We start from the raw sequence: 23,440 nt of genomic DNA on the forward strand, positions 1-23,440 counted from the left end.
AGCATGCCGGGCCCCTCTCGCCGCGCCTTCTACCTGAGCAACCTGGGTTTGCCGCTGCTGCTGGCGGCCGTGGTTTTTTTGCTGTTCGACCTCACCAGCCTCGACCGGCTGATCAGCAACCTGCTGCTAGACCCGGCCAGCGGCCAGTTCCCGCTGCTGCACAACCAATGGTTCGAGAAAGTGACCCACAAGTGGCCGCGCATCCTGCCGAACTGGACCGGCGAGCTGGCAGTCATCGGCTCGCTGTTGTCGTTTATCTGGCCACGCTTTGCCGCTTATCCACAGTCCACTGCCAGCCGCATGCTGAACACCTGGCGTATCGCTGCGGTGCTGCGCTTCACCACCCGCTACCGACGCGACTTGCTGTTCGTGGTGGTGGCTTTTGCCCTGAGCACCACGGTCATCCATTACCTGAAAAGCCACACCAGCGTGTACTGCCCGGTGGAGACCACCCTGTACGGTGGCAGCGAGCTGCGCCAGGAATGGTTCAACAACTTTAGCTGGCTGGACAAGGCCGGTGCCGGGCGTTGCTGGCCGGGTGGCCACGCCTCCAGCGGCTTTACCTTGCTGGCGCTGTACTTCGTTGCCCGACGCCATCGCTGGGCGCATGCGCGCAAACTGCTGGTGGCGGTGTTGTTGCTGGGGCTGGTGTTTGGCACCACGCGTGTCCTGCAGGGCTGGCACTATATGTCGCACACCTTCTGGGCAGGGATTTTCGTCTGGCTGACGACCTGGCTGACAGCGCTGTTCTTTTACGGCCGGCTGGCATTACAGGCTCCCGCGCGGGTGGCGACCAGCGCACGCACGCCGGCGTTGATCAACGCCACGCCAGCATCACTACGCCCAGAGTAACCAGGCTGATACCGGCCCACTGGCGCAAGTCAAGCCGCTCGCCCAACAGGGTTACGCCAAGTACCGCCACCAGCACCACGCTGAGTTTATCCACAGGCGCCACCTGTGACGCCTGGCCCAACTGCAGGGCTCGGAAGTAACAGATCCACGAGGCGCCGGTGGCCAGCCCCGACAACACCAGAAACAGATAGCTGCGGGCCGGGATCGAACTCAGCGACTGGTACTGGCCGGTGGCATACAGAATCAGCGCCAGGCTGATCAGCACCACCACCGTACGCAGCAAGGTGGCGAAGTCGGAGTTGATGCCGCTGATGCCGACCTTGGCGAAGATCGCGGTCAACGCGGCGAACACGGCGGACAACACCGCCCAGAAAGTCCAAGAAGCCAACACCATGAATACGCCTGTGCCAGGGAATGCCCTCATTGTAGAAGCTGGCGCTAGCGCCTGGGTAACTGGCAAGATCAGCTTCTGTCTCGCTCAAGACCCTGCCATGCCGCTGCCGCTGATCTACCACGACGACTACAGCCCGGACTTCCCTGCCGAGCATCGCTTTCCGATGGACAAGTTCCGCCTGTTGCGCGATCACCTGGTCGCCAGCGGGCTGACCACCGACGCGGCGTTGCTACGCCCCGAGATTTGCCCCAACGACATCCTCGCCCTGGCCCATGACCGCGCTTACATCGAGCGTTACATGAACGGCGAGCTGTCGCGCGAAGACCAGCGCCGTCTCGGCCTGCCCTGGAGCGAAGCCCTGGCGCGGCGGACCGTGCGGGCGGTCGGCGGCTCGCTGCTGGCTGCCGAGCAGGCACTGGAGCACGGCATCGCCTGTCACCTCGCCGGTGGCACCCATCACGCCCATTACGATCACCCGGCCGGTTTCTGCATCTTCAATGACCTGGCGGTGATCAGCCATTACCTGCTCGCAGCCGGACGTGTGCACAAGGTGCTGATTTTCGATTGCGACGTGCACCAGGGCGACGGTACCGCGCGCATCCTCCATGACACCCCGGACGCGATCACCGTATCGCTGCATTGCGAGCAGAACTTCCCCGCGCGCAAGGCCGAAAGCGACTGGGACATCCCTCTGCCGCGCGGCATGGGCGACCAGGCGTACCTGAAGGTGGTCGATGACGCGCTCAACTACCTGTTGCCGCTGTACCGCCCGGACCTGGTGCTGTACGACGCCGGGGTCGATGTGCACAAGGACGACGCCCTGGGTTATCTGCAACTGACCGATGAAGGCGTCGCCGCCCGTGACCAAAGCGTGCTGCGCCACTGCCTGGGCCGGGACATTCCGGTGGTTGGGGTGATTGGTGGTGGCTACAGCAAGGACCGCGAAGCCCTCGCCCGCCGCCACGGCATACTGCACCACAGCGCCAGCCGTGTGCTGGGTTACTCACAATGACTGTGGAACCGCCTGTGGATAACCTGCGGGAAAGCCCCTCAAGGCCTTTAACCACATGGCCTTGAGGTCGCTGTACGTTTTTTGACCAGTGATTCCGGACGCCACGCTAAGGTAGAATGCCGGCTCTTTTTCCCAGCTTGCAGCCGACCATGACCGACACCCGCACCACCGACCGCCCACACGTTGCCATTATCGGAGGCGGGCCGGCCGGGTTGATGGCCGCCGAAGTGCTGAGCCAGGCCGGGGTCGCCGTCGAACTGTACGACGCCATGCCCTCGGTGGGGCGCAAGTTTCTCCTGGCCGGCGTCGGTGGCATGAACATCACCCACTCCGAGCCTTACCCGGCGTTCATCGCCCGCTATGCCGAGCGCACGCAAGAAGTTGCCCGCCTGCTCGAAGGCTTCGATGCCGATGTACTGCGCCAGTGGATTCACGACCTGGGCATCGAAACCTTCGTCGGCAGTTCCGGCCGGGTCTTCCCCCGCGACATGAAAGCCGCGCCGCTGCTGCGCGCCTGGCTCAAGCGCCTGCGCGATGCCGGGGTCGTTATCCACACCCGCCATCGCTGGCTGGGCTGGAATGCCGATGGCAGTTTGCGAATCGCTTATCCACAGGGCGAGCTGGCGCTAAAGCCGACGGCCACCGTGCTGGCGCTGGGCGGCGGCAGCTGGGCACGCCTGGGTTCCGATGCGGCCTGGCTGCCCTGGCTGCAAGCGCAAGGCGTGCAGATCGCGCCGTTGCAGGCGGCCAACAGCGGTTTCGAGGTCGAGGGCTGGAGCGCGCTGCTCAAGGACAAGTTTGCCGGCACGCCGCTGAAGAACATCGCCCTGAGCCTTGCCGGCCAGGCGCCGCGCCTGGGCGAATGCGTACTCACCGCACACGGGCTGGAAGGCAGCCTGGTGTACGCCTGGTCGGCGCAGATCCGCGAAGCGATCAACCGCGATGGCAGCGCCAGGGTGCTGGTCGACCTGCTGCCCAACCGGCCTGTGGACAAAATCCAGCAGGCCCTGGCCAAGCCGCGGGGGTCGCGCTCGATGGCCAAGCACCTGCACAGTCAACTGGGGCTGGACGGGGTCAAGGCGGCGTTGTTGCGTGAGCAGACCGATCAACCGACCTTTGCTGACCCGGCCTTGCTGGCGCAGGCGATCAAGGCCTTGCCGATCACCCTGGTGCGCCCTCGCCCGCTGGACGAAGCGATCAGCAGCGCGGGCGGGGTAACCTTTGAAGCGCTGGATCAGCGCTTGATGCTCAAGCAAGTGCCCGGCGTGTTCTGTGCCGGCGAGATGCTCGACTGGGAAGCGCCGACCGGCGGCTATCTGCTGACAGCCTGTTTTGCCAGTGGGCGCAAGGCCGGGTTGGGCTTGCTGGACTGGCTCAAGGCTTAAGGGAAGGCTTCGCCTTCCATCGCCGGCAAGTCCGGCTCCCACAGGTTATCGCGGCCCTCTGTAGGAGCGGGCTTGACCCGCGATGGCGTCTTCAAGGCTTGCGCTTGCGCGGCCCGGTATTGAAGGCCGGCACTTTGCGTACCGGCTTGGCCTGCGGCGCTGCTGCTGGCGCTTCAGCGCTGTCCATCCAGCGCCCGAGGCTGCGCTTGCTGCTGCTTTCCTTGGGCTTCTTCGGCTTTTTCGGTTTCTTCAGCACCTGGCCGCTGGCATCGGTCATCGGCACCTTGTGGTCCGGAATGAAATCCGGCTCTTCGTGGCGTGGCAAGGTCTTGCGGGTCAGGGTTTCAATCGCCGACAGCAGCTGCACTTCGTCGGCGCACACCAGCGAAATCGCCTCACCGCTATTGCCTTTGCGCCCGGTACGACCGATGCGGTGAATGTAGTCCTCGGCGACGATCGGCAGGTCGAAGTTGACCACCAGCGGCAGGTCGTCGATATCCAGCCCGCGCGCCGCCACATCGGTGGCGACCAGGATCTGGATCTCGCGGGCCTTGAAGCTGTCCAGGGCACGCTGGCGGGTTGCCTGGGGCTTGTCGCCATGAATGCCGTCGGCATTGACGCCCTGGCCGCGCAGGCGCTCGACCAACTGGTCAACGCCATTGCGGGTCTTGGCGAACACCAGCACTTGCTTCCAGCGCTGCTTGCGCATCAAGTGGCTGAACAGCTCCGGCTTGCGCTTCTTGTCCACCGGCACGATCCATTGTTTGACCGTGCTGGCGGTGACGTTGCGCGGGCTGACTTCGATGCTCAGCGGGTCATTGAGGGTCTGCGCGGCGAGTTGGCGGATCTCGTCGGAAAAGGTCGCCGAGAACAGCAGGGTTTGCCGGCGTGCCGGCAAGGCCGCGTACACCGCGCGCAACTCTTCGGCAAAACCCAGGTCGAGCATGCGGTCGGCTTCATCGAGCACCAGCGCCTGCAGCTGGTTGAACTTGACCGCGTTCTGGCGGAACAGGTCGAGCAGCCGGCCCGGGGTGGCCACCAGCAAGTCGATGCCCTTGCGCAGCTTCATCATTTGCGGGTTGATGCTGACGCCGCCGTACACCGCATAGGTGCTCAGCGGCAGGTGTTCGGCGTATTCGCGAATGTTGGCGTGAACCTGTTCGGCCAGCTCACGGGTCGGCACCAGCACCAGCGCGCGCACCGAGTTGCTGGCGACCTTGGCCCCTTCCAGGGTCAGGCGCTGCAGCAGCGGCAGGGCAAAACCTGCGGTCTTGCCGGTGCCGGTCTGGGCGGCGGCCATCAGGTCGCGGCCGGCCAGTACGGCAGGAATGGCCTGAGCCTGGACCGGCGTCGGGGTGTTGTAGTCCAGGCGCTCGAGCGCGCGCAGCAAGGGTTCGATCAGGCCGAGTTTGGCGAAAGTCATGGCAATACCGTCAGGGGAATTCAGCAATGGCGGCAGTTTACCTTGTTCAGGCCCGGCGCGTGCCGCCATCGCTATCAACCTTGCGGTGCAAAGCGCACCTTGAGCAGGCGATCGAGCCCTTCACCCAGGTAGAACGAAAAGGGCCTGCCACTCTGGTAGGCAATCGCCCGACATGCAGCGAATGCTTCGGGATCGCTACGGATGAAAAACAGGTAAGGCTGGGCCCTGACGGTGCCAATCTTACCGAACTCGAACACCAGTCGGTCGGTAGTCTCCGGGCGCTGGATGCGCACCCGCATGTCGCCCATTTCCAGGCGCTCGAGCAATCGCTGCTCATCGAACGACAACTGCGCCGGCGCCCGCAGTTCTGCACCGCTAGGCATACGCAGTTTCATCTCGCCGCGCAGATCGGCACCACTGACATTGAAGTCAGTGACCTCGAAGGGCAAGGCGCCATGTAGCCTGGCGCTGGCCTCGCAGATCATATCGGCCTGCGGCTTTTGCGCAGTCGCCTGATCATTGCGCCGTAGCTGCACATCGATTTGCGAAGGAAAGCTGAAGTGCAGCGGCAACGACATCTCGCCGAGTGCGACGACGTCATCGGACGCTGGGCCGAAGTCGTAAACACCCAGGCCCACCTTGCGCGCCTGGCGCATGTCGACCAGCAACCGGCCACTGAGCCGGACCTCTTCCCGAGCGGGCTCGAATGACTCGAACAGCGCTCGCAGTTGCTGACGCTGTTTGGCGTCCAGAAGATCCTTGGAAAAACGCACCTGCAGCGCCTGCCGGTTGCCAGGTTCAAGGCGCAGTTCGAGCTTGCCCGCCGGGATCGGCCAGGGGGCCATGGCTTGGCGCACGGCCTGCAAATAGGCGGCCTCGATTTCGAAACTGTTTTCCAGAGAGATGGGTTCCTGGAAATACAGGGTCATGAAGGTTTGCTTACCGTCATACAGCATGACCACGCCCATTACGAGCAAGGCCACACAAGCAAAAATCTTCACTGCCTTCCTGGCAAAACGTCCTTTCATTTACACAGTTCACCTTCCACTTCGCCAACAGTTTTGGCTTTTTCCACTGCCGGCCGGCGCCACTGCGGCACACCGATCAGCACAACGGCGCCAATGATAACCGCCATTGCCACGCATTCCTCGAAACCAATTTGCTCACCGGCAAAAACAATCCCCAGCAACACCGCCACCGCCGGGTTGACGTAGGCATAGCTGGTGGCCGCGGCCGGGCGCACATGCTTGAGCAGGTACATGTAGGCGCTGAAGGCCAGGATCGAACCGAAGAACACCAGATAGGCCAGCGCCCCCCAGCCAGCGGCGGTAGGCATCTGGGTCATGCGTTCGCCACTCAGGGCGCTGCCGAGCAGCAAGACCACGCCACCGACAAGCATTTCTGCGGCGCTGGCCATCGGCCCGGCGGGCAGCGGCAGGCTTTTGCTCCAGACCGAACCGAAGGCCCAGGAGGCGGCGGCAAACAGGATCAGCGCAGCGCCGACCGGGCTGGCCTGCAGGTTGGAGCCGAGGTTGAGCAAGGCGATGCCGACCAGGCCGAGGACAATCCCGGCCCATTCCAGACGGGTGTTGCGATGGCCCCAGAGCAGGCCGAACATCAAGGTGAACAGCGGCACTGTGGCCACCGCCAGCGCTGCCACGCCTGAAGCTACACCGGCATGTTCAGCCAGAGTTACGCCGCCGTTGCCGCAACTGAGCAGCAATACGCCGATGACACTCGCCGCCCGCCATTGCGGCCAGGTCGGCGCCGGCACGCCGCGCCAGCGCAAAAAGCCGTAGAGCAAGGAGCCGGCAATGACGAAACGCACTCCGGCCATCAGCAATGGCGGCCAGGATTCGACGCCGATGCGAATCACCAGGTAAGTCGAGCCCCAGACCAGGTACAAGGCGAGAAAGGCGCCGATCAAGACTAACGGGAAGCGACGGGAGGCAGGCATGGGGGGCTCGAATTATGGATGTCGGGCAGTTAGTTTAGAAAGGCAGCGCAGTAAACATAAGTTACAAAACCTGTTTAAACGAACCGTACACTTTTGAAACAACGGATCTTTTGGCCTTGCGCCTTGGAATCAACAACTCGCCCCTGGAAACCCATGGACAAATACGATCGCATGCTCCTCAGCGCCCTGCTGGACAACGGCCGCGCCTCCTTCGCCGAGCTCGCGCGCAAGGTCAATCTCTCCGCTCCGGCGGTGGCCGAACGGGTGGCCAAGCTTGAGGCCAGCGGGGTGATTACCGGCTACCAGGCCAAGGTCGACCTGGAGAAGATCGGCCTGCCGATCCAGTGCGTGATCGAACTGCGCCTGGCCAGCCATGGCAACCAGCAAACCTACGAAGAACTCACGCAGATTCCGCAACTGACCGAGTGCCACCGGGTGACCGGCGACCCCTGCGTGATCATGCAGGCGGCAGTGGGTTCGATGCCGGAACTCGAAGAGCTGATCAACCGGGTCGCCCGGTTCGGCTTCAGCAAAACCTCGATCATTCTCTCCAGCGCCGTGGAACGGCGCTTGCCGCTGGGCCACCTGGAACACAACGGCAAGAAGGCCTAGCGATAGGTTTTAAGCGCTTCGCCGATCTTCGCCGCGGGGACTTTCTGCAGGCTGCAGAACAATTGGTGGGAAACGCCGTTGACGCCCTGCTGACGCAATTGTCCGGCCAGGTGCTGGGCGAGGTTGGCGGCCATTTCGGCATCGGCCATGGCCCGGTGCGCGGTGCCGGTGTCAGGCAGGCCGGCCCAGCGGGTCAGAGTGCCCAGCTTGTGGTTAGGCGCCGAGGGCATCAGGCGCCGCGCCAGCAACATCGAGCAGGCGAAACGCTGGCTGCGGCTACGGCCGATCTGCGCCAGCTCGTAGTCCCAGAACTTCTGGTCGAACGAGGCGTTGTGGGCGAGCATCGGCGTATCGCCAACGAACTCGGCTACTTCGTTCATCACCCGGGCAATTGGCGGCGCGCTGCGCAGCATGGCGGTGGTGATACCGGTCAGGCCGGCGACAAACGCCGGTACCGGTACCCCGGCATTCATCAGGCTTTGGTAGCGCTCGACGATGCGCCCGCGTTCCAGCATGACCACCGCCACTTCGGTGGCGCGGCAACCGGCGCCGGGTGAAATGCCAGTGGTTTCAAAGTCGATGACAGCGATACGTTCCAAAACGACAACCTCAAAAATCTTAATGCTTGAGCAGCAGGCTGCCCTCGATGGGCACATATCGGCTGGCAGCGCGAATCAGTGAATTGGCGGTCAGCCCCGGCACGCCATAGGCAACGGCCTGAATGCCGTGACGGCTGATGACCCGTTCCAGCAGCAGGTCGAAATCGCCGTCGCCGGAGGCCAGCACCACCTCATCGACCCGCGCGGCGGCATCGATCACATCGAGGGTGATGCCCACGTCCCAGTCGCCCTTGGCCGAGCCGTCGCTGCGCTGGATGTAGGGTTTGAGTTTGACCGTGAAACCGAGGTTGCGCAGGATCTGTTGAAACTGCTGCTGCTTGCTGTCGCCGCGGTCGATGGCGTAAGCCACCGCCTCGACGATCTGCCCGTGCTGGCTGATATCGGCCCACAGCGCCGCGTAGTTGAAGTGGCAACCGTAGGCCTGGCGCACGGTGTAGTAGAGGTTTTGCACATCGGCGAATACCGCGATCTTCTTCACCGCTTTTCCTCATGGCGCCACGGCGCTGTTGCCGGCCGCCGCACACCGGGGCCGTTTCGGCGCCCAGTATGCCAGCCCGCGGGCCATGCGGGTAAGCGCGGTCAGACGAAGCTGTCGTCGTCGCCGCCGAAGAAGCCGCCGTCATCGCTGCCGTAGTCGGTGTCGATGAAGCCGCCCTGGTCGTTGCCATAGCCGCCGTTGTCAGCGGTCAGGCGCTGCTCGTCGTTGCTGCCCCAGCCGCCGCTATCGCTGGCGGGTGCTGGTTCTTCCTTGATCACTTCGACCACCTCTTCAGGTTGCGAGTGATGATTGAACAGGCTGCTGATGCCCTGGGCCAGCATCACCCCGCCGGCCACGCCTGCAGCAGTTTGCAGCGCGCCACCAAGGAAGCTGCTGGCACCGCCGCGGGCCGGGGCCTGGGCGGGAGCTGCGTTGAAGCCCTGCTGCTGGGCCGGCGGGTTGAACGAGGGGCGCGACGGTTCGCGCCAGCCGCCACCACTGGAAGGAGCGCTGGCCGCCTGGTTTTGCACCGGCTGCGGGTCGCGGGTGCCGCTGCCGAAGATGCTCGACAGGAAGCCGCCACTGCTGCTCGGTGCGGTAGCGGCTACCTGGGCCTTGGCCTGTTTGAGCTCGGCCTGCAGTTGCTTGTTCTGTTCATCCAGGCGCTTGAGCGCCGCTTCCTGCACCAGGATCGCCTGGGCCATGTAGTAAGGCGCCGCCGGTTGCTGCTGCAGGTGCTCGCCAATGCGCGCCTGGGCCTGGGCATCACGCGGCACGGCCGGATCTTCGGCCTGCTTGAGCCGACCGAACAGGCCGTCGATCAGGGTTTGTTCTTCACTGTTCATGGGCAACCTCACTGCAAAAGCGGAAAAACGGGTACCGGTAAAATGGGGTGCCGAGGCGCCAGATTCAACACAAGCCGGGATTAAACTTTCTTCAGGTTGGCCAGCGCCTGGGCTAAAGTGACGCCCTGCTTTTATTCAATGCGATATCGACCGATGAATCCGCTTAGTGTTCTGCGCGACTCCCTGTATTTCTTCCGCCGTCACCTGCTGAGCATTGCCCAGTTGTGCCTGCCGCTGGTGGTGCTCGAAGCCCTGTGCGCCCAGTTGCTGTACCAGCAACTGGGCAAGGACGCCTCGCCAGGCTACGGCATGCTGGTCAGCCTGCTGTTCTACCCGCTGTACAGCGCCGCGCTGATCCTCTACCTCGACAGCCGCAGCAACGGCTACGCCCCGCTCAAGCGCAACCTGCTGGCCATGGCCTTGCGCCTGTGGCCGTCGTTTGCGCTGATGGTGATGCTCAGCTCGTTGCTGATCATGGCCGGCGCCGCGCTGTTCATCATTCCTGGTATCTGGGTGATGATCCACCTGGTGTTTGCCGAATACGCCCTGGTATTGCGCGGCCAGCCACCGATCGAAGCCATGCGTACCAGTTTCCAGATGACCACCGGCAACTTCTGGCGCATCTTCAGTTGCGTCCTCGGCGTAATGGCAGTGCTGTGGCTGATCGACGGCCTGAGCATGATGCTGGTGCCCGAGCCTTCGCCGCTGGCGCAACTGGCTCTGGATAGCGGCAACGGTTTTTTGCAGCTGTTCAGCACCGTAGTGATGTTCCGCCTGTACATGCTGGTCAGCGAACCGGCGACAGAGCCACCGCTGTCCTGACTGGTTAGCCGATGACCCGACTACTGCGCAACGCCCTGCTGACCCTGCTTGTTGTGATCGCCCTGCTGTGGCTGCTGGCCAGCCAGCTGAGCTGGCAACCTGAACCGCGCGAGAGCCTGGCGGTCAGTTGCCGGGCCAGCACGGCGGCGCTGGTACCTGGCCAGGTGCTCAAGGTGATGACCTGGAACGTGCAGTACCTGGCCGGCAAGCGCTACGTATTCTGGTACGACCAGGGCCGCGGCGACGACACCCGCCCTACCCCTGAAGACCTCGCCTTCAACCTTGATGAAGTGGCGCGGGTAATCCGCGCCGAGCAGCCGGACATCGTCCTGCTCCAGGAACTGGACAACAACGCCAAGGCCAGCGGCTACCAGGACCAACTGGCGCTGCTGCGCGAACGGCTGGTGGATATTTACCCCTGCGCGGTGCAGGCCTACGACTGGAAAGCCGATTTCGTCCCCGACTGGCACATCTTCGGCAGTGTCGGCCGCAGCCTGGCGACCCTGAGCCGCTACCCGATCAAGCAGGCCGAGCGCCTGCAATTGCCGGTCGACGCCAGCAATGCCTGGCAGCGCTTGCTGCAACCGCAGCAGGCGATTGTTGCCAGCTACCTGCCGCTGCGCGATGGCGGTCAGCTGGCGGTGCTCAACACCCGCCTGGCGACCTTCGAAGCCGGCAGCGATATCCAGCGCCAGCAGGTGCAACAGGTGACGCGCCTGCTCGACAAGCTGGAAAGCCAAGGCACGCCGTGGTTGATCGGCGGTGACTTCAACCTGCTGCCGCTCGGCCAGTACCGCCGCCTGCCGGCCGAACTGCGCGGCCAGTACGGTGCCGACAGCGACCTGCATCTGCTCTGGGACAAATACCCGATGATCCCCAGCAACGCCGAAGCCAGCGGCGCCGACCGCGCGGCCTGGCTGACCCACTACCCCAACGACCGCAACCTGCAAGGCCCGGACCGCACCCTCGACTACCTGTTCCACAGCCCGAAACTGCAGCGTCTGGGGGCACGGGTAATTCAGCAGGACACCCTGGAGATTTCCGATCACCTGCCAGTGACGGCGCGCCTGCTATTGCCGGCGCAGCCGTGACTACTTGCGCGGCTTGGCCCGCGCCGTGGCTTCGGCCACCAACGGGTCATCCGGCCAGTAGTGCTTGGGGTAGCGCCCTTTGAGGTCTTTCTTCACTTCGGCATAGGTACTGCGCCAGAAGTTGGCCAGGTCCTGAGTCACCTGTACCGGCCTGCGCGCGGGCGACAGCAAATGCAGCAGGACTTGCTGACGGCCCTGGGCGATGCGCGGAGTTTCGGCCAGGCCGAACAGTTCCTGCAGACGCACAGCGAGAATCGGCGGGGTTTCGCTGTAGTCCAGGCGAATGTTCGAACCCGAGGGCACACTCAGGTGCACCGGCGCCTGCTCATCCAGGCGCTGGGGCAGCGGCCAGGGCAGCAGGTTGCGCAAGATCGACGCGAGGTCGAGCTGGGCAAAATGGCTCAGGCGGGTGACCTTGCCCAGGTAGGGTTGCAACCACTCGGACAGGTTCGCCAGCAGCGCGGCATCGCTGAGGTCCGGCCACTCGCTTTCACCACGGCTTGCCAGGTCGAGCTGGCGCAACAGCGCCACCCGCGCCTGCCACTGGCGCAGCTCGGGCGTCCACGACAGCAACTCCAGACCCTTGCGCCGCACCAGTTCCAGCAGTGCCTTGGCGCGGGCGTCTTCATCCAGGCCGGTCAAAGGTTCGCGGCTGAGCACCAGCTCACCGACCTTGCGCTGACGCTCGGCACGCAAAACGTTCTCGCGTTCGTCCCAGTCGAGGATATCCAGGCTGCGCACCTGTTCGGCCAGCACCCCGTCGAACAGCGCCGGGTCGAAATCGGCAGCCAGGTAAATGCGCTCCTCGCGCTGGCCCTGACGGCTGCCCAGATCGGCGATCACCAGCCACGAATGTTTCATCAAGGCATCGGCTTCGCCAAACAACGCAGCGCGACCGTTGGCCAGGCGATACTCCGCACCGCCGGCACGCCGCTGCTGCGCAACGCGGTCGGGATAGGCCAGCGCCAGCAGGGCGCCGAGCCAGCGCGAATGCTCGGGGTCGGCGACGGCTGCAGTGGCTTTGCCGCGCAGGTTACCGCGGTACTGGCGGGCCAGTTGCCGGGCGCGCTGCACACCGCCCTGCGCGCCTTTGGCCGCGCGGGTTTCGCCGCTGAGCAGGGCCAGGCGACTGTGCAGGTCGGCACCGCCACCACGCAAAATATCGCGCTCACCGAGCAAGGCGGCGACATCGCAGGCCATGTCGGTCAGGCCCAGGTCCTGGCCGCGCAACAGCAGGTGGGCGATGCGCGGATGCGCCGGCAGTTCGGCCATGGCCTGGCCGTGGGCGCTGAGGCTGTCCGGGCTGTCGGCCTTGAACGCGCCCAGACGCTGCAACAGCTCCAGCGCCTGGCCATAGGCGGCCGCAGGTGGCTGATCGAGCCAGCGCAGTTGTTCGGGGGTAACGCCCCAGCGCGACAGTTGCAGGGCCAACCCAGCCAGGTCAGCCTGGAGGATTTCGGCCGCGCCATAGGCCGCCAGTTGCTCGTGCTGGGCTTCGGACCACAAGCGATAACACACGCCGGGCTCCAGGCGCCCAGCGCGGCCAGCACGCTGGGTGGCGCTGGCGCGGGAGATGCGCTGGGTGTCCAGACGGGTCATGCCGCTACCAGGATCAAAGCGCGGCACCCGCGCCAGACCCGCGTCGACCACCACGCGCACACCGTCGATGGTCAGGCTGGTCTCGGCGATGTTGGTCGCCAGCACCACTTTGCGCAGGCCGGCGGCTGGGGTGTCGATGGCGGCGCGCTGGGCATTGAGATCGAGCTCGCCATGCAGCGGGCACAGGAGGATATCGCGGCGCTCGCCCAGGGCCTCCTGCAGTGACTGATGCACGCGGCGAATCTCCGCCTGCCCCGGCAGGAACACCAGTACGCTGCCCGACTGGTCGCTGATGGCCTGCAGCACCGTGTCGACCACCCGCGGCTCGATGAACTCGCCTGCCTGGAACGGCCGGCTCCAGCGAATATCCACCGGGTACATGCGCCCTTCGCTACTGACCACCGGAGCATCGTCGAGCAGGCTCGACAGGCGCTCGCCCTCAAGGGTCGCCGACATCAGCAGGATTTTCAGCGGCGGGTCGTCACGCAACAATTCGCGACCATTGAGGCTCAGGGCCAGGGCCAGGTCAGCATCGAGGCTGCGCTCGTGGAATTCGTCGAAGATCAGCAGGCCCACTCCGTCCAGCGCCGGATCGGCCTGCAGGCGGCGGGTGAGAATCCCTTCGGTGACCACCTCGATGCGCGTGTTCGGCCCGACCTTGCTGTCCAGGCGGATGCGGTAACCAACCGTTTGCCCGACCTGCTCACCCAACTCGCTGGCCAGCCGTTCGGCCGCCGCCCGCGCCGCCAGGCGCCGAGGTTCGAGCATGAGGATGCGCTGCCCGGCCAGCCACGGCTCATCGAGCAGCGCCAGCGGTACGCGGGTGGTCTTGCCGGCGCCAGGGGGCGCTTCGAGCACCGCTTCGTGGCGCTGGCTCAAGGCGGCGCGCAAGGCTGGCAGTACGGCATCGATCGGTAATGATTTCATGGTGGCCCTCAAACAATCCGCCGAGTATAACGGCGAACCGAGCCTGCCTTATCATGGTCTTAGCTGTAGATACAGGCTCTTTGCCTGTATCTTTGTCGCCTTCATTCCGGAGACTTCCATGCGTATTCCCTCCCGTGTCATTGGCGGCGTCGTGATCGCCACCCTGCTGAGCCAACTGACCGCCTGCGGCACCCTGTTCTTCCCCGACCGGCGCGGCCAGATCGAAGGCAAGATCGACCCGGTGGTCGCTGCCCTCGACGCCATCGGCATTCTTTTCTATGTGATCCCGGGCCTGATCGCTTTCGGCATCGACTTCGCCACCGGCGCCATCTACCTGCCCGGCGGCACCACCGCCCAGGTCGCGCCTGAAAAACTCAATGAAGCCATCAGCGTCGACGGCAAGGTCGACAACAGCAAGCTGCAGGCTATTCTCGAAAGCGAACTGGGCCAGCGCCTACCGCTCAACGACCCGCGCCTGATCCAGCACAAGGGTAGTGTCGAGCAACTGGCCATGTACGGCCTCAAGCCCGCTGCTTGATCTCTGACAGGAAGCCACTTTAGGCATGACTCCCTCGGCTGAACACCAACGCCTGCTGCGCCTGGCCACCCGCGCATCGCTGGCGGTGGCCAGTATCCTGATCCTGACCAAGGCGCTGGCCTGGTGGCTCAGCGGTTCGGTCAGCCTGCTGGCCGGGTTGACCGACTCGGCGCTCGATGGCGTCGCCTCGTTCCTCAACCTGCTGGCGGTGCACTACGCCCTGCGCCCGGCCGATGACGACCACCGTTACGGCCACGGCAAGGCCGAGGCCATGGCCGGCATGGCCCAGGCGCTGTTCATCGGCGTCAGCGCGGTGCTGATCGGCGTGCAGGCGGTTGAGCGGCTGCAGAATCCGCAGCCTCTGGGTGACACCGGCATCGGCATTGCGGTGATGCTATTGTCGCTGGTGCTGACCATTGCCTTGCTGATGCTGCAGGGCAAGGTGATCCGCATCACCGGCTCGACAGCGGTGCGCGCCGATTCACTGCACTATCGCTCCGACCTGCTGCTCAACGGCAGCATCCTCGTTGCCCTGGTGCTGGCGCGCTTTGGCTGGCCACAGCTGGATGCAATCTTCGGTCTGGGCATTGCCCTGTACATCCTCTGGAGCGCCCTCCAGATTGCCCGCGAGAGCAGCTCGATCCTGATGGACCAGGAGCTGCCGGGCGACATCAGCGAACAGATGCTCGCGCTGGCCTGCAGTGTGCCGGGGGTGCGCGGCGCCCACGACTTGCGTACGCGGGTGTCGGGTAGCCACTGGTTCGTGCAATTGCACCTGGAGTTGCCCGGGGACCTGCCGCTGACCCAGGCCCATGCCTTGTGTGACCAGGCAGCGGCGGCGATCAACAGCAAGTACCCCAAGGCTGAAGTGCTGGTGCATGCTGATCCGGTGATGTGAGGCAGTTGGCAAGGCTGCTCTTTGCCAGCGAGGGGCTGCGCAGCAGCCCCCGGTTCAGTTGACGCTATACCCCCGCCCGCTCAAACAAGCACTCTGCGCCCGCCGATAGTTATCGGCCACCTGCGCCGACGGCGCGTAGCTGGCCGCAGCCGGGTCAAAACCGGTCTGCTGCACCGCCCAGCGATGGCATTCGTAGCGGTCGCGATCAAGCTGCTGCGGGCTCTGGCCCTGCGCGGGATAAGCAATCACGTCATAACCTGGGCCGCTTCGGGCCGGCGTACTGGCCGCCGGCGGGTTGACCACCACGTACTCGCGGCTGTCTTCCAGGTACTGGTAATACGTCCCTGCCGCCAGAAAGAACAGCGCACTGCCTATCCACACTTGCTGGGCATAGTCGGGCAGGTAGTTGACCCGCACGCCATAGGGCGGAGTCACCACCACATAACGCGGGCCTTGCGGGCGATACCAGTAACCGCCGGAATAGAAGTAGTCATGCCCGCGATAGGGCACCTTCCAGTACTGCTCGGGGAAGTGTTCGATGGTTTGCCCCGGGCGGTATTGCGGCCCCGGCCCCCAGCCATTGCCGTGGCCATTCCCATGCCCGCCGCCACCGGCGTGGTAATAGCGGTTGTCGTTGCGCCGCGGGATATCCTGGTAATAGCCGGTGCGTGGCTCCTGGGTCTGGCGCACTTCATCGGGCCGCGACTGCAGGGGTGAAGCTCCCTGCCCCTCAGCCAGCAGCGGCAGATTGACACTCATGCACAGCACACCCACACCCGCCATACCCCAGACACGCGACTTCATACTTTCCTCTCGGACCGATAACAAGGGGCCTGTGATTACTCTATCAGGCCGTCTGCCAGGGGTTATCGGCCGCCAGATGAAATTTGAGTAATAAAAAAGGGAGACCCTGGGGTCTCCCTTTGAGAATTTTGTCCGTGCTCGGCGCTTGTGACACCGGCTCACCTCACGCCGTCTTGTGGACAGTGTGTAGCCCGGGGGCCGAGCACAACCTGGTGGGGTTGCTGGCCGCAGCTGGCCTGATTCGGCCCGCCGCACTGGACTGATGTCCGGGCAGTGATTCTGGTGATAAGAATACGGCGAAGGCAGCGGCAGAGGATTGCGAAGATTGCTCATTTAAATATCACTTGCGCAATTTTTGCCTACAGATTGATAATTCGACGCAATCGAAACAGAAAAGGCCAATCCCATGAGCAAGCTCGACCGTTATGACCTGAGCATTCTTGCCGAATTGCAGCGCGACGCGCGTATCTCCAACCAGGAACTGGCCGAGCGCATCGGCCTGTCACCTTCGCCCTGCTCGCGTCGGGTCAAGCAACTGGAAGACGACGGTTATATTGCCCGCCAGGTCGCCCTGCTCGACCGCAAGAAGCTCGGCCTGAGCCTGACCGCCTATGTGCTGATCGGCATGGACCGGCACACTCCCGAGCGCTTCGAGACCTTCGAGGCGGCGATCCGCAGCCTGCCGCAGGTGCTCGAATGCAGCCTGGTGACCGGGATGGATGCCGACTACCAACTGAAAGTCGTGGTGCCCGACATGGATCATTACCAGCAGTTGCTGCTCGGCCACCTGACCCGTATCGAAGGCGTGACCAGCGTGCGCTCCAGCTTTGTTCTCAACCAGGTACTGGCCAGCACCGAACTGCCGCTCACGCACCTGCGTTAGTCAGGCTGGCAACGGCGGCGTATAATCGCGCGCCTCAACCTGCCGGAGAGTATCGATGGATCCTGCGTTGTTCGAAGAATGGATGATGACCATCCTGGTCACCATCCTGATTGGTTTCATGGGTTTTATCGTCTGGGACCTGGCGAAAAAATCCAAGGCCGGCAAGTTCGGCACCTTCATCCTGTTTTTCGTGCTGGGCCTGGGCATCCTCGCCTTCATCATCAAAAGCGTGGTGATCGGCTTCATCGAAGGCGTCTAAAGCCTGGCCGGGACTTCCCGCCACTGGCCCTGATCGAGGCCATCCAGGCTCCAGTCGCCGATCCGCACGCGCACCAGGCGCAGGGTCGGCAAGCCGACGGCAGCGGTCATGCGCCGCACCTGACGGTTGCGCCCTTCCTTGATGACCAGCTCCAGCCAGCTTGTCGGTACGCTTTTGCGAAAGCGTACCGGCGGGTTGCGTGGCCACAGTTCGGGCTCGTCGAGCTGACGGGCCTGGGCCGGCAAGGTCGGGCCGTCGTTGAGCTCGACGCCATCGCGCAAACGCTGCAGTTGCTCCTCGCTCGGCTCCCCTTCTACCTGTACCCAATAGGTTTTCGCCAGCTTGTGCCTGGGGTCGGCGATCCGCGCCTGCAACTGGCCGTCGTTGGTCAACAGCAGCAGGCCCTCGCTGTCACGGTCCAGGCGCCCAGCCGGGTAGATGCCGGGGATGGCGATGAAGTCCTTGAGGGTCGCGCGCCCTTCGCCGTCGCTGAACTGGGTCAGCACGTCAAAGGGCTTGTTGAACAGGATCAACCGCGGCTCGGCCGGCGGCGCCTTGGCGTGGCGACGCGGGCCGGCGGGTTTGGCCGCGGGGCGCCGCGGCTTGGAGCGTGGGGGTAACGACATGGGGCCTCAGCGGAACGGCGGCTCGTCAAAACTGCGCAGTTTACGCGAGTGCAGCGAGTTGAGCTCGGTACGCAGCAGGTCGAGGGCAGCGATGCCGATCTTCAGGTGCTGGCTGACCGCCCGGTTGTAGAAGGCGTTGGCCGCTCCCGGCAGTTTAATTTCGCTGTGCAGCGGTTTGTCGGAGACGCACAGCAAAGTGCCGTAGGGTACCCGCAGACGATAGCCCTGGGCGGCGATGGTGCCGCTTTCCATGTCCACCGCCACCGCCCGCGACAGGTTGATCAACGGCCGTTCCTGCGCCCAGCGCAACTCCCAGTTACGGTCGTCGTAGGTCAGCACGGTGCCGGTGCGCAGGCGCTTTTTCAGCTCGTCGCCACGCTCGCCGGTCACTTGCGCCGCCGCTTCCTGCAAGGCCAGTTGCACTTCGGCCAGGGCCGGAATCGGAATGTTCGGCGGCACTACCCGGTCGAGAATCCCGTCGCGGCGCATGTAGGCGTGGGCCAGCACGTAGTCGCCGATGGTCTGCGATTGGCGCAGGCCGCCACAGTGGCCGATCATCAGCCAGCAATGCGGGCGCAGTACCGCCAGGTGGTCGGTGATGTTCTTGGCGTTGGACGGGCCGACGCCGATGTTGACCAGGGTGATGCCGTCGCCATCAGCGGCGATCAGGTGGTAGGCCGGCATCTGGTAGCGGTGCCACACCACTCCGGCAACCAGGGCCTGCGCTTCGCCGTTGTCCATGGCCTTTTCGATGATCACGTTGCCCGGCAGGACCATGCGTACGAAACGCGGGTCGTCACGCAACCGCTCGAGGCCGTGGCTGATGAACTGGTCGACATAGCGGTGGTAGTTGGTCAGCAGGATCCACGGCTGCACATGGCGCCAGTCGCTGCCGGTGTAATGCACCAGGCGGCGCAGGGAAAAATCCACCCGCGCGGCGTCGAACAGCGCCAGCGGCAACGGGTCGACGTTGGCCCAGTCGTACAGGCCGTCAGCGATGCCGTCGGTGGCGGCAGAAAGATCGGTGCTGGGGAACACCCGCGCCAGCGCCGCAGCCGTAATGCCCGTACCGGCCAGCTCATCGCCCTGCTCGACCACATAGGGGTAAGGAATGTTCTGCTGGCTGACGCCCACTTCAACCGTGACGGTGAAGTCGCGCATCAGCGGCTTCAATTGCTCCAGCAGGTAAGCCCGGAACGCCGCCGGCTGGGTCACGGTCACGCTGTAGGTGCCCGGCAACTGGACCTTGGCATAGGCGCGGGTGATCGCCGGCACTTCGCCATGGTACTGGTAGGTCAGGCGCAGCTCGGGGTAGCGGAACAGTGCGCGCTCCTCGGCATCCGGCTCGGTACGGTCCTTGAGGTAGCGCTTGAGCGCCTGGCTCAGGGCCGCGGTGGCTTGTTCGTGCAGGGCGGCGAGGCGATCGACGGCCTGCTCGGCGGTTGCTACGACAACGAAGGCTTCATCAGTACGGCTCACAATGTACTTCCTGTCTGACATGCATACGCCCATCTTGCCTATATCCGGCGGCAAAGGCACGCACGTTAGAGCGGCCAGTTCGGGGTCGAGCGTTGCACCAGCGCGGCGACGTCGACACCACGGGGCAGTACGCCATACACCCGGCCATTGCCGCCCAGGCGGCTGGCAATAAAGGCATCGCTGACCGCGGCGTTACCGGCTTCGAGCAGCAGCTTGGCCTGCAGGCCGACGGCGATGTCTTCGGTGAGCTGGCGGGCGCGGTACTGGATGTCCGCGGTGTCGGCAAAGGCCGCCTTGAGGTTACCGATATGTGCGGCCAGGCGCGGGTCGCCGTGTCCATCACCGAGCTCGGCGAACAACGTGTCGAGCACACCTGGCTCCTTGGACAGTGCGCGCAACACGTCCAGACACTGGACATTGCCCGAACCTTCCCAGGTCGAGTTGACCGGCGCTTCGCGGTACAGCCGCGGCAGGATGCTGTCTTCGACATAACCGGCGCCGCCCATGCATTCGGCCGCTTCGTTGATCATTGCCGGCGCACGCTTGCAGATCCAGTACTTGCCCACGGCGGTAATCAAGCGGGCAAAACGCGCCTGGTGCGGATCATCCGGCTGGTCGAGGGCACGGCCCATGCGCAGGCTCAGGGCCAGCGCCGCTTCGCTTTCCAGGGCCAGATCGGCCAACACGTTCTGCATCAATGGCTGCTCGGCCAGCAAGCGCCCGCCGACCTGGCGATGGGCACAATGATGGGCAGCCTGGGTCAGGGCCTGACGCATCAGGGCGCTGGAGCCGACCATGCAGTCGAAGCGGGTCATGGCCACCATCTCGATGATGGTCGGCACGCCGCGGCCTTCTTCGCCGATCATCCAGGCCAGGGCACCACGGAACTCGACCTCGCTGGAGGCGTTGGAGCAGTTGCCGAGCTTGTTCTTCAGGCGCTGGATATAGAACTGGTTGCGGCTGTCATCCGGGCGGTGGCGCGGCAGCAGGAAGCAGCTCAAGCCCTTGTCAGTCTGCGCCAGGGTCAGGAAGGCATCACACATCGGCGCCGAACAGAACCATTTATGCCCGACCAGCTCATAGGCCTGGCCCGGGCCGGGCGCACCCACCGGATAGGCACGGGTGGTGTTGGCACGCACATCGGTGCCGCCCTGCTTCTCGGTCATGGCCATGCCCAGGGTCACGCCGGCCTTGTGGCGATCGCCGACATTGCGCGGGTCGTATTCGGTGGCCAGCACTTTCGGCAGCCAGTACTCGGCCAGCTCCGGTTGCAGCTTGAGCGCCGGCACCGCGGCAAAGGTCATGGTCAGCGGGCAACCACTGCCGGCTTCGGCCTGGCTGTGCAGGTAGGTCATCGAGGCGCGGGCGACATGCGCGCCTTCACGCGGGTCGGTCCACGGCAAGGACGGCAGGCCATGCTCGATGGCCGTGCGCATCAGCTCATGATAGGCCGGATGGAACTCCACCAGGTCGATGCGATGGCCATAACGGTCATGGCTGCTGAACTGCGGCTTGTTCTGGTTGGCCAGAAAGCCTGCGGCCATCAGCGGCCCGCCGGCCAGGGCACCGTACGCGTCGATGCGCTCCTGCGCCCAACCCGCCCCGTAGCGCCGCGACCATTCCTGCAGTGGCAGGTCGATGCGGTACAGGTTGGCCCCATCCAGGGACGGCGGCTGGTTGGTGACCTCATGGGTTTCAGCGTACTGGTGCAGGTTCATCGAGGGGCCTCCTGGATCCTGGCGTGACTGAATTTTCAGTGAATCACGCCCTGCCCCCCTGTCAAAGTGACAAAAACGCCTAACTAGCCGTGGTTTAACCCTGGCCGAGGCATGCCCAACTGCGCCTGGGGCGGGCTCAAGGGCACGCTCAGGTTCAGCTCGAAACGGCTGCCCAGGCCCGGGTTGGATTCGTGCTGCAGGCGTGCACCGATCAACTCGACCAGCTGCCGGCAAATCGCCAGGCCAATGCCCAAGCCGCCGTATTCACGGGTCATCGAACCGTCGACCTGGAAGAAGCGCTGGTACAGCGTGGCTTCGTCCAGGCAGTCAAAACCGATGCCGCTGTCGCTGACACTGATGCTCAGGCCCAACAGGTCCGGCCCCAGCCGTGTGCCGCGGGCCTGCAACATGACTCCACCCTGGTGGGTGAATTTGATGCCGTTGTCCATCAGGTAACCCAGGCACATGGCCAGCTTGTGTCGATCGCCGATCAGTACGTCAGGCAGCTCCGCCGGGATATCCAGGCTCAGGTACAGGCCCTTGGCCATGGCCGGCGCGGCGTATTCGGCACGCACTTCCTGCAGCAGCGAGCGCAGGCTGAACGGTGCATTTTGCGCGCTGAGGCGGCCGGCCTGCAGTTCGGTGAGGATGAGGATGTCATCGACCATGCCCATCATGTCCTGGGCCGCGGAGCTTGCGGTGTGCTGGTACTGGGCCAGCTCGCCGTCCAGCGACATGGTCTGCATCAGTTCCAGCGAACCGATCACACCGTTCATCGGCGTGCGCAGTTCGTGGGTGACGGTAGCCAGGAACTGGTCCTTGAGACGGTTGCTGTTGGCCAGCTCGATGTTCAGCTGTTCCAGGGTACGGCCGGTTTCGCGCAGGGTGCGGGCCTGCTCGTCGCGCATGCTGTTGATGCGGTCGGCCAGGGCCAGGGACAACAGGCCGACCTCCAGCGCCGAACCGATCTGGCTGGCATACATGGTCAGGAACACGTTCGGCAGGTAACCCAGCACCATCAGGGTGTTGACCAGGCCGCCGAGCAAGAATGCCGACCAGGCGATGATGAAGTAGCGGGCCACGCGCAAACCGCGGCGCCAGGCGAAAATCCCGGCGGCGAAAATGCACACAGTAAACAGCAGGGCCAAGGCGGTGGCCAGGCGCAGGGCAACACCGTAGCTGCTGGTCAGCGACAACAGCATGACCAGCGCGCCGCAGCCCATCAGCACCTTGAGCACTGCATCGAAGACACGGCTGTGATTGCTCAATTGCAGGAAACTGCGGGCAAACTGGCAACCGAACAAACCTGCCGCGCCGATGAACATCGGCGTGGCGGCGTTCGCCCACCAGGGACTGTCCGGCCAGAAATACGCCACGCCAGCGCCGTTGACCGACACCTGGTACAGGCCGAACGAGGCGATGTAGAGGATGTAATACAGGTAACTGGTGTCGCGTACGCTCAGGTAGATGAACAGGTTGTACACCAGCATCCCCAGCAATACGCCGTAGATCAGGCCCAACACGTACAAGCGGGTGGGCTGTGCTTCGAGGTAGGCCTGGGCCGACCACAGGGTCAGCGGCGCTTGCACCGAACCTTCGCTGTGCAGGCGCAAATAAGCGGTGGTGGTCTGGCCGGGGGTGAACGGTAATTCGAACAGGTAGTTGTTCTGTTTGATCTGCCGGCTGGCATAGGGCAAGGCGTCGCCGGTGCGCTGGGCCAGGTGGAAGGTGCCGCTGGCGTCGGCCAGGTAGAGTTCCAGGTGATCGAGCGGCGGGTAGGCCAGTTCCAGCAACCAGGCGCGGGGCGCAGCCGAGGGCAAGGCGGTGTAGCGCAGCTGGACTTTCAGCCAGAACACCGAGGTGGAGTAACCGGCGTTGAGGACCTCGGCACGATGCGGGCGAAAATGCTCGGCGAACGAGGGCGCACTGACCTGCGCAATGCTGGCATTGCCATCGCGGTCTTCGAACACTTGCATCACTTGCCCCAGCGGCAAGCTGCGGGTGGAGTCGTCGAAATCGACCGCCGGGGCCAGTAACGGCAACCAGCCCAGCACAACAATCAGCAAATAGCGCATACAGCCCCAGCATGGCCTGTCCCGGTCGCGTCGCGTAGCCTCCTGTCCGTTTGAGGCGATGCAATCCGGCAGTAACCGTTATCGGTTTATTCGAGCACTCTAGCATAGCTTTCCGAGCCTGCCAGATGCCACTGAAAACTTTA

Annotated in this window: 23 protein-coding genes; 10 read left to right on the forward strand and 13 right to left on the reverse strand. The window is 64.2% G+C overall.

Translation table 11 applies throughout. From position 1 onward, the window contains the following. Positions 1 to 3 precede the first annotated feature (3 nt). The gene (locus UB48_RS18750; protein ID WP_045199795.1) at positions 4 to 852 is read left to right on the forward strand and encodes a phosphatase PAP2 family protein; all 849 of its coding nucleotides are present in this window, start codon (positions 4 to 6) and stop codon (positions 850 to 852) included. On the opposite strand, the gene UB48_RS18755 is transcribed toward UB48_RS18750, so the two are convergent. Beyond that, positions 818 to 1,276: an EamA family transporter gene (locus UB48_RS18755; protein ID WP_045199797.1), complete on the reverse strand. Its 459-nt coding sequence runs from the start codon at positions 1,274 to 1,276 to the stop codon at positions 818 to 820. The genes UB48_RS18750 and UB48_RS18755 overlap by 35 nt on opposite strands. Positions 1,277 to 1,343: 67 nt before the next feature. On the opposite strand from UB48_RS18755, the gene UB48_RS18760 reads away from it, so the two are divergent. Then, positions 1,344 to 2,258, forward strand: coding sequence for a histone deacetylase (locus UB48_RS18760; RefSeq protein WP_045199799.1), 915 nt, complete (start codon positions 1,344 to 1,346; stop codon positions 2,256 to 2,258). Between the two features lie 149 nt (positions 2,259 to 2,407). Continuing rightward, on the forward strand, positions 2,408 to 3,643 hold the full coding sequence (locus UB48_RS18765) for a TIGR03862 family flavoprotein (protein ID WP_045199801.1): 1,236 nt from the start codon (positions 2,408 to 2,410) through the stop codon (positions 3,641 to 3,643). Between the two features lie 91 nt (positions 3,644 to 3,734). Here the strand turns inward: UB48_RS18765 and UB48_RS18770 are convergent, their stop codons facing one another. The 3 genes from UB48_RS18770 to yedA all read right to left on the reverse strand — a co-directional run bounded on the left by UB48_RS18770 (position 3,735) and on the right by yedA (position 7,023). Then, entirely contained in the window at positions 3,735 to 5,066 is a 1,332-nt protein-coding gene (locus tag UB48_RS18770) for a DEAD/DEAH box helicase (protein ID WP_045200051.1), read from the reverse strand. A 74-nt stretch (positions 5,067 to 5,140) separates the two neighbouring features. Next, entirely contained in the window at positions 5,141 to 6,049 is a 909-nt protein-coding gene (locus UB48_RS18775) for a hypothetical protein (protein ID WP_156160222.1), read from the reverse strand. Positions 6,050 to 6,090: 41 nt separating this feature from the next. After that, positions 6,091 to 7,023, reverse strand: coding sequence for a drug/metabolite exporter YedA (yedA, locus tag UB48_RS18780; protein WP_045199804.1), 933 nt, complete (start codon positions 7,021 to 7,023; stop codon positions 6,091 to 6,093). A 153-nt stretch (positions 7,024 to 7,176) separates the two neighbouring features. Between yedA and UB48_RS18785 the strand changes: the two genes are divergently transcribed. Further along, on the forward strand, positions 7,177 to 7,635 hold the full coding sequence (locus UB48_RS18785; protein ID WP_045199806.1) for an Lrp/AsnC family transcriptional regulator: 459 nt from the start codon (positions 7,177 to 7,179) through the stop codon (positions 7,633 to 7,635). Here the strand turns inward: UB48_RS18785 and UB48_RS18790 are convergent. From UB48_RS18790 to UB48_RS18800, 3 genes are all read right to left on the reverse strand, one after another. Continuing rightward, a complete protein-coding gene (locus UB48_RS18790; RefSeq protein WP_045199808.1) occupies positions 7,632 to 8,234 on the reverse strand; it encodes a PolC-type DNA polymerase III in 603 nt (200 codons plus the stop codon). The two genes, UB48_RS18785 and UB48_RS18790, sit on opposite strands and share 4 nt — an antisense overlap. 19 nt (positions 8,235 to 8,253) lie before the next feature. Continuing rightward, positions 8,254 to 8,733, reverse strand: a complete 480-nt coding sequence (locus tag UB48_RS18795) for an NYN domain-containing protein (protein WP_036996945.1) — start codon at positions 8,731 to 8,733, stop codon at positions 8,254 to 8,256. A gap of 101 nt (positions 8,734 to 8,834) precedes the next feature. After that, positions 8,835 to 9,578 carry a DUF2076 domain-containing protein gene (locus UB48_RS18800; RefSeq protein WP_045199810.1) on the reverse strand — a complete coding sequence of 248 codons (744 nt, stop codon included), beginning with the start codon at positions 9,576 to 9,578 and terminating at the stop codon, positions 8,835 to 8,837. Positions 9,579 to 9,731: 153 nt separating this feature from the next. Here UB48_RS18800 and UB48_RS18805 point away from each other — a divergent pair, with 153 nt between their 5' ends. Continuing rightward, complete coding sequence (locus tag UB48_RS18805; RefSeq protein WP_045199812.1) at positions 9,732 to 10,400, forward strand: membrane protein; 669 nt, start codon at positions 9,732 to 9,734, stop codon at positions 10,398 to 10,400. A gap of 11 nt (positions 10,401 to 10,411) precedes the next feature. After that, the gene (locus UB48_RS18810; protein WP_045199813.1) at positions 10,412 to 11,491 is read left to right on the forward strand and encodes an endonuclease/exonuclease/phosphatase family protein; all 1,080 of its coding nucleotides are present in this window, start codon (positions 10,412 to 10,414) and stop codon (positions 11,489 to 11,491) included. On the opposite strand, the gene hrpB is transcribed toward UB48_RS18810, so the two are convergent. Continuing rightward, positions 11,492 to 14,017: an ATP-dependent helicase HrpB gene (gene hrpB / locus UB48_RS18815; protein WP_045199815.1), complete on the reverse strand. Its 2,526-nt coding sequence runs from the start codon at positions 14,015 to 14,017 to the stop codon at positions 11,492 to 11,494. 118 nt (positions 14,018 to 14,135) lie between these two features. Here hrpB and UB48_RS18820 point away from each other — a divergent pair, with 118 nt between their 5' ends. Both UB48_RS18820 and UB48_RS18825 read left to right on the forward strand, forming a co-directional pair. Continuing rightward, positions 14,136 to 14,555 carry a hypothetical protein gene (locus UB48_RS18820; RefSeq protein WP_045199817.1) on the forward strand — a complete coding sequence of 140 codons (420 nt, stop codon included), beginning with the start codon at positions 14,136 to 14,138 and terminating at the stop codon, positions 14,553 to 14,555. A 25-nt stretch (positions 14,556 to 14,580) separates the two neighbouring features. Beyond that, complete coding sequence (locus UB48_RS18825) at positions 14,581 to 15,453, forward strand: cation diffusion facilitator family transporter (protein ID WP_045199818.1); 873 nt, start codon at positions 14,581 to 14,583, stop codon at positions 15,451 to 15,453. A gap of 54 nt (positions 15,454 to 15,507) precedes the next feature. On the opposite strand, the gene UB48_RS18830 is transcribed toward UB48_RS18825, so the two are convergent. Continuing rightward, positions 15,508 to 16,257, reverse strand: a complete 750-nt coding sequence (locus UB48_RS18830; protein WP_045199821.1) for a DUF6515 family protein — start codon at positions 16,255 to 16,257, stop codon at positions 15,508 to 15,510. Positions 16,258 to 16,663: 406 nt separating this feature from the next. Here UB48_RS18830 and UB48_RS18835 point away from each other — a divergent pair, with 406 nt between their 5' ends. Both UB48_RS18835 and UB48_RS18840 read left to right on the forward strand, forming a co-directional pair. After that, positions 16,664 to 17,140 carry an Lrp/AsnC family transcriptional regulator gene (locus UB48_RS18835; RefSeq protein WP_010222927.1) on the forward strand — a complete coding sequence of 159 codons (477 nt, stop codon included), beginning with the start codon at positions 16,664 to 16,666 and terminating at the stop codon, positions 17,138 to 17,140. 55 nt (positions 17,141 to 17,195) lie between these two features. Next, entirely contained in the window at positions 17,196 to 17,399 is a 204-nt protein-coding gene (locus tag UB48_RS18840; RefSeq protein WP_010222926.1) for a DUF2788 domain-containing protein, read from the forward strand. On the opposite strand, the gene UB48_RS18845 is transcribed toward UB48_RS18840, so the two are convergent. The 4 genes from UB48_RS18845 to UB48_RS18860 all read right to left on the reverse strand — a co-directional run bounded on the left by UB48_RS18845 (position 17,396) and on the right by UB48_RS18860 (position 23,297). Further along, positions 17,396 to 18,025, reverse strand: coding sequence for a pseudouridine synthase (locus UB48_RS18845; RefSeq protein ID WP_045199823.1), 630 nt, complete (start codon positions 18,023 to 18,025; stop codon positions 17,396 to 17,398). The two genes, UB48_RS18840 and UB48_RS18845, sit on opposite strands and share 4 nt — an antisense overlap. Positions 18,026 to 18,031: 6 nt before the next feature. After that, complete coding sequence (amn, locus tag UB48_RS18850) at positions 18,032 to 19,525, reverse strand: AMP nucleosidase (protein WP_045199826.1); 1,494 nt, start codon at positions 19,523 to 19,525, stop codon at positions 18,032 to 18,034. A 44-nt stretch (positions 19,526 to 19,569) separates the two neighbouring features. Then, positions 19,570 to 21,222 (reverse strand): acyl-CoA dehydrogenase family protein, encoded by a 1,653-nt coding sequence (locus UB48_RS18855; protein WP_045199828.1) that lies wholly within the window; start codon positions 21,220 to 21,222, stop codon positions 19,570 to 19,572. An 83-nt stretch (positions 21,223 to 21,305) separates the two neighbouring features. Then, complete coding sequence (locus UB48_RS18860; protein WP_045199830.1) at positions 21,306 to 23,297, reverse strand: hybrid sensor histidine kinase/response regulator; 1,992 nt, start codon at positions 23,295 to 23,297, stop codon at positions 21,306 to 21,308. Positions 23,298 to 23,440 lie beyond the last annotated feature (143 nt).

The organism is Pseudomonas sp. 2(2015) (assembly GCF_000955865.1).
In the GTDB taxonomy this organism is placed as follows: domain Bacteria; phylum Pseudomonadota; class Gammaproteobacteria; order Pseudomonadales; family Pseudomonadaceae; genus Aquipseudomonas.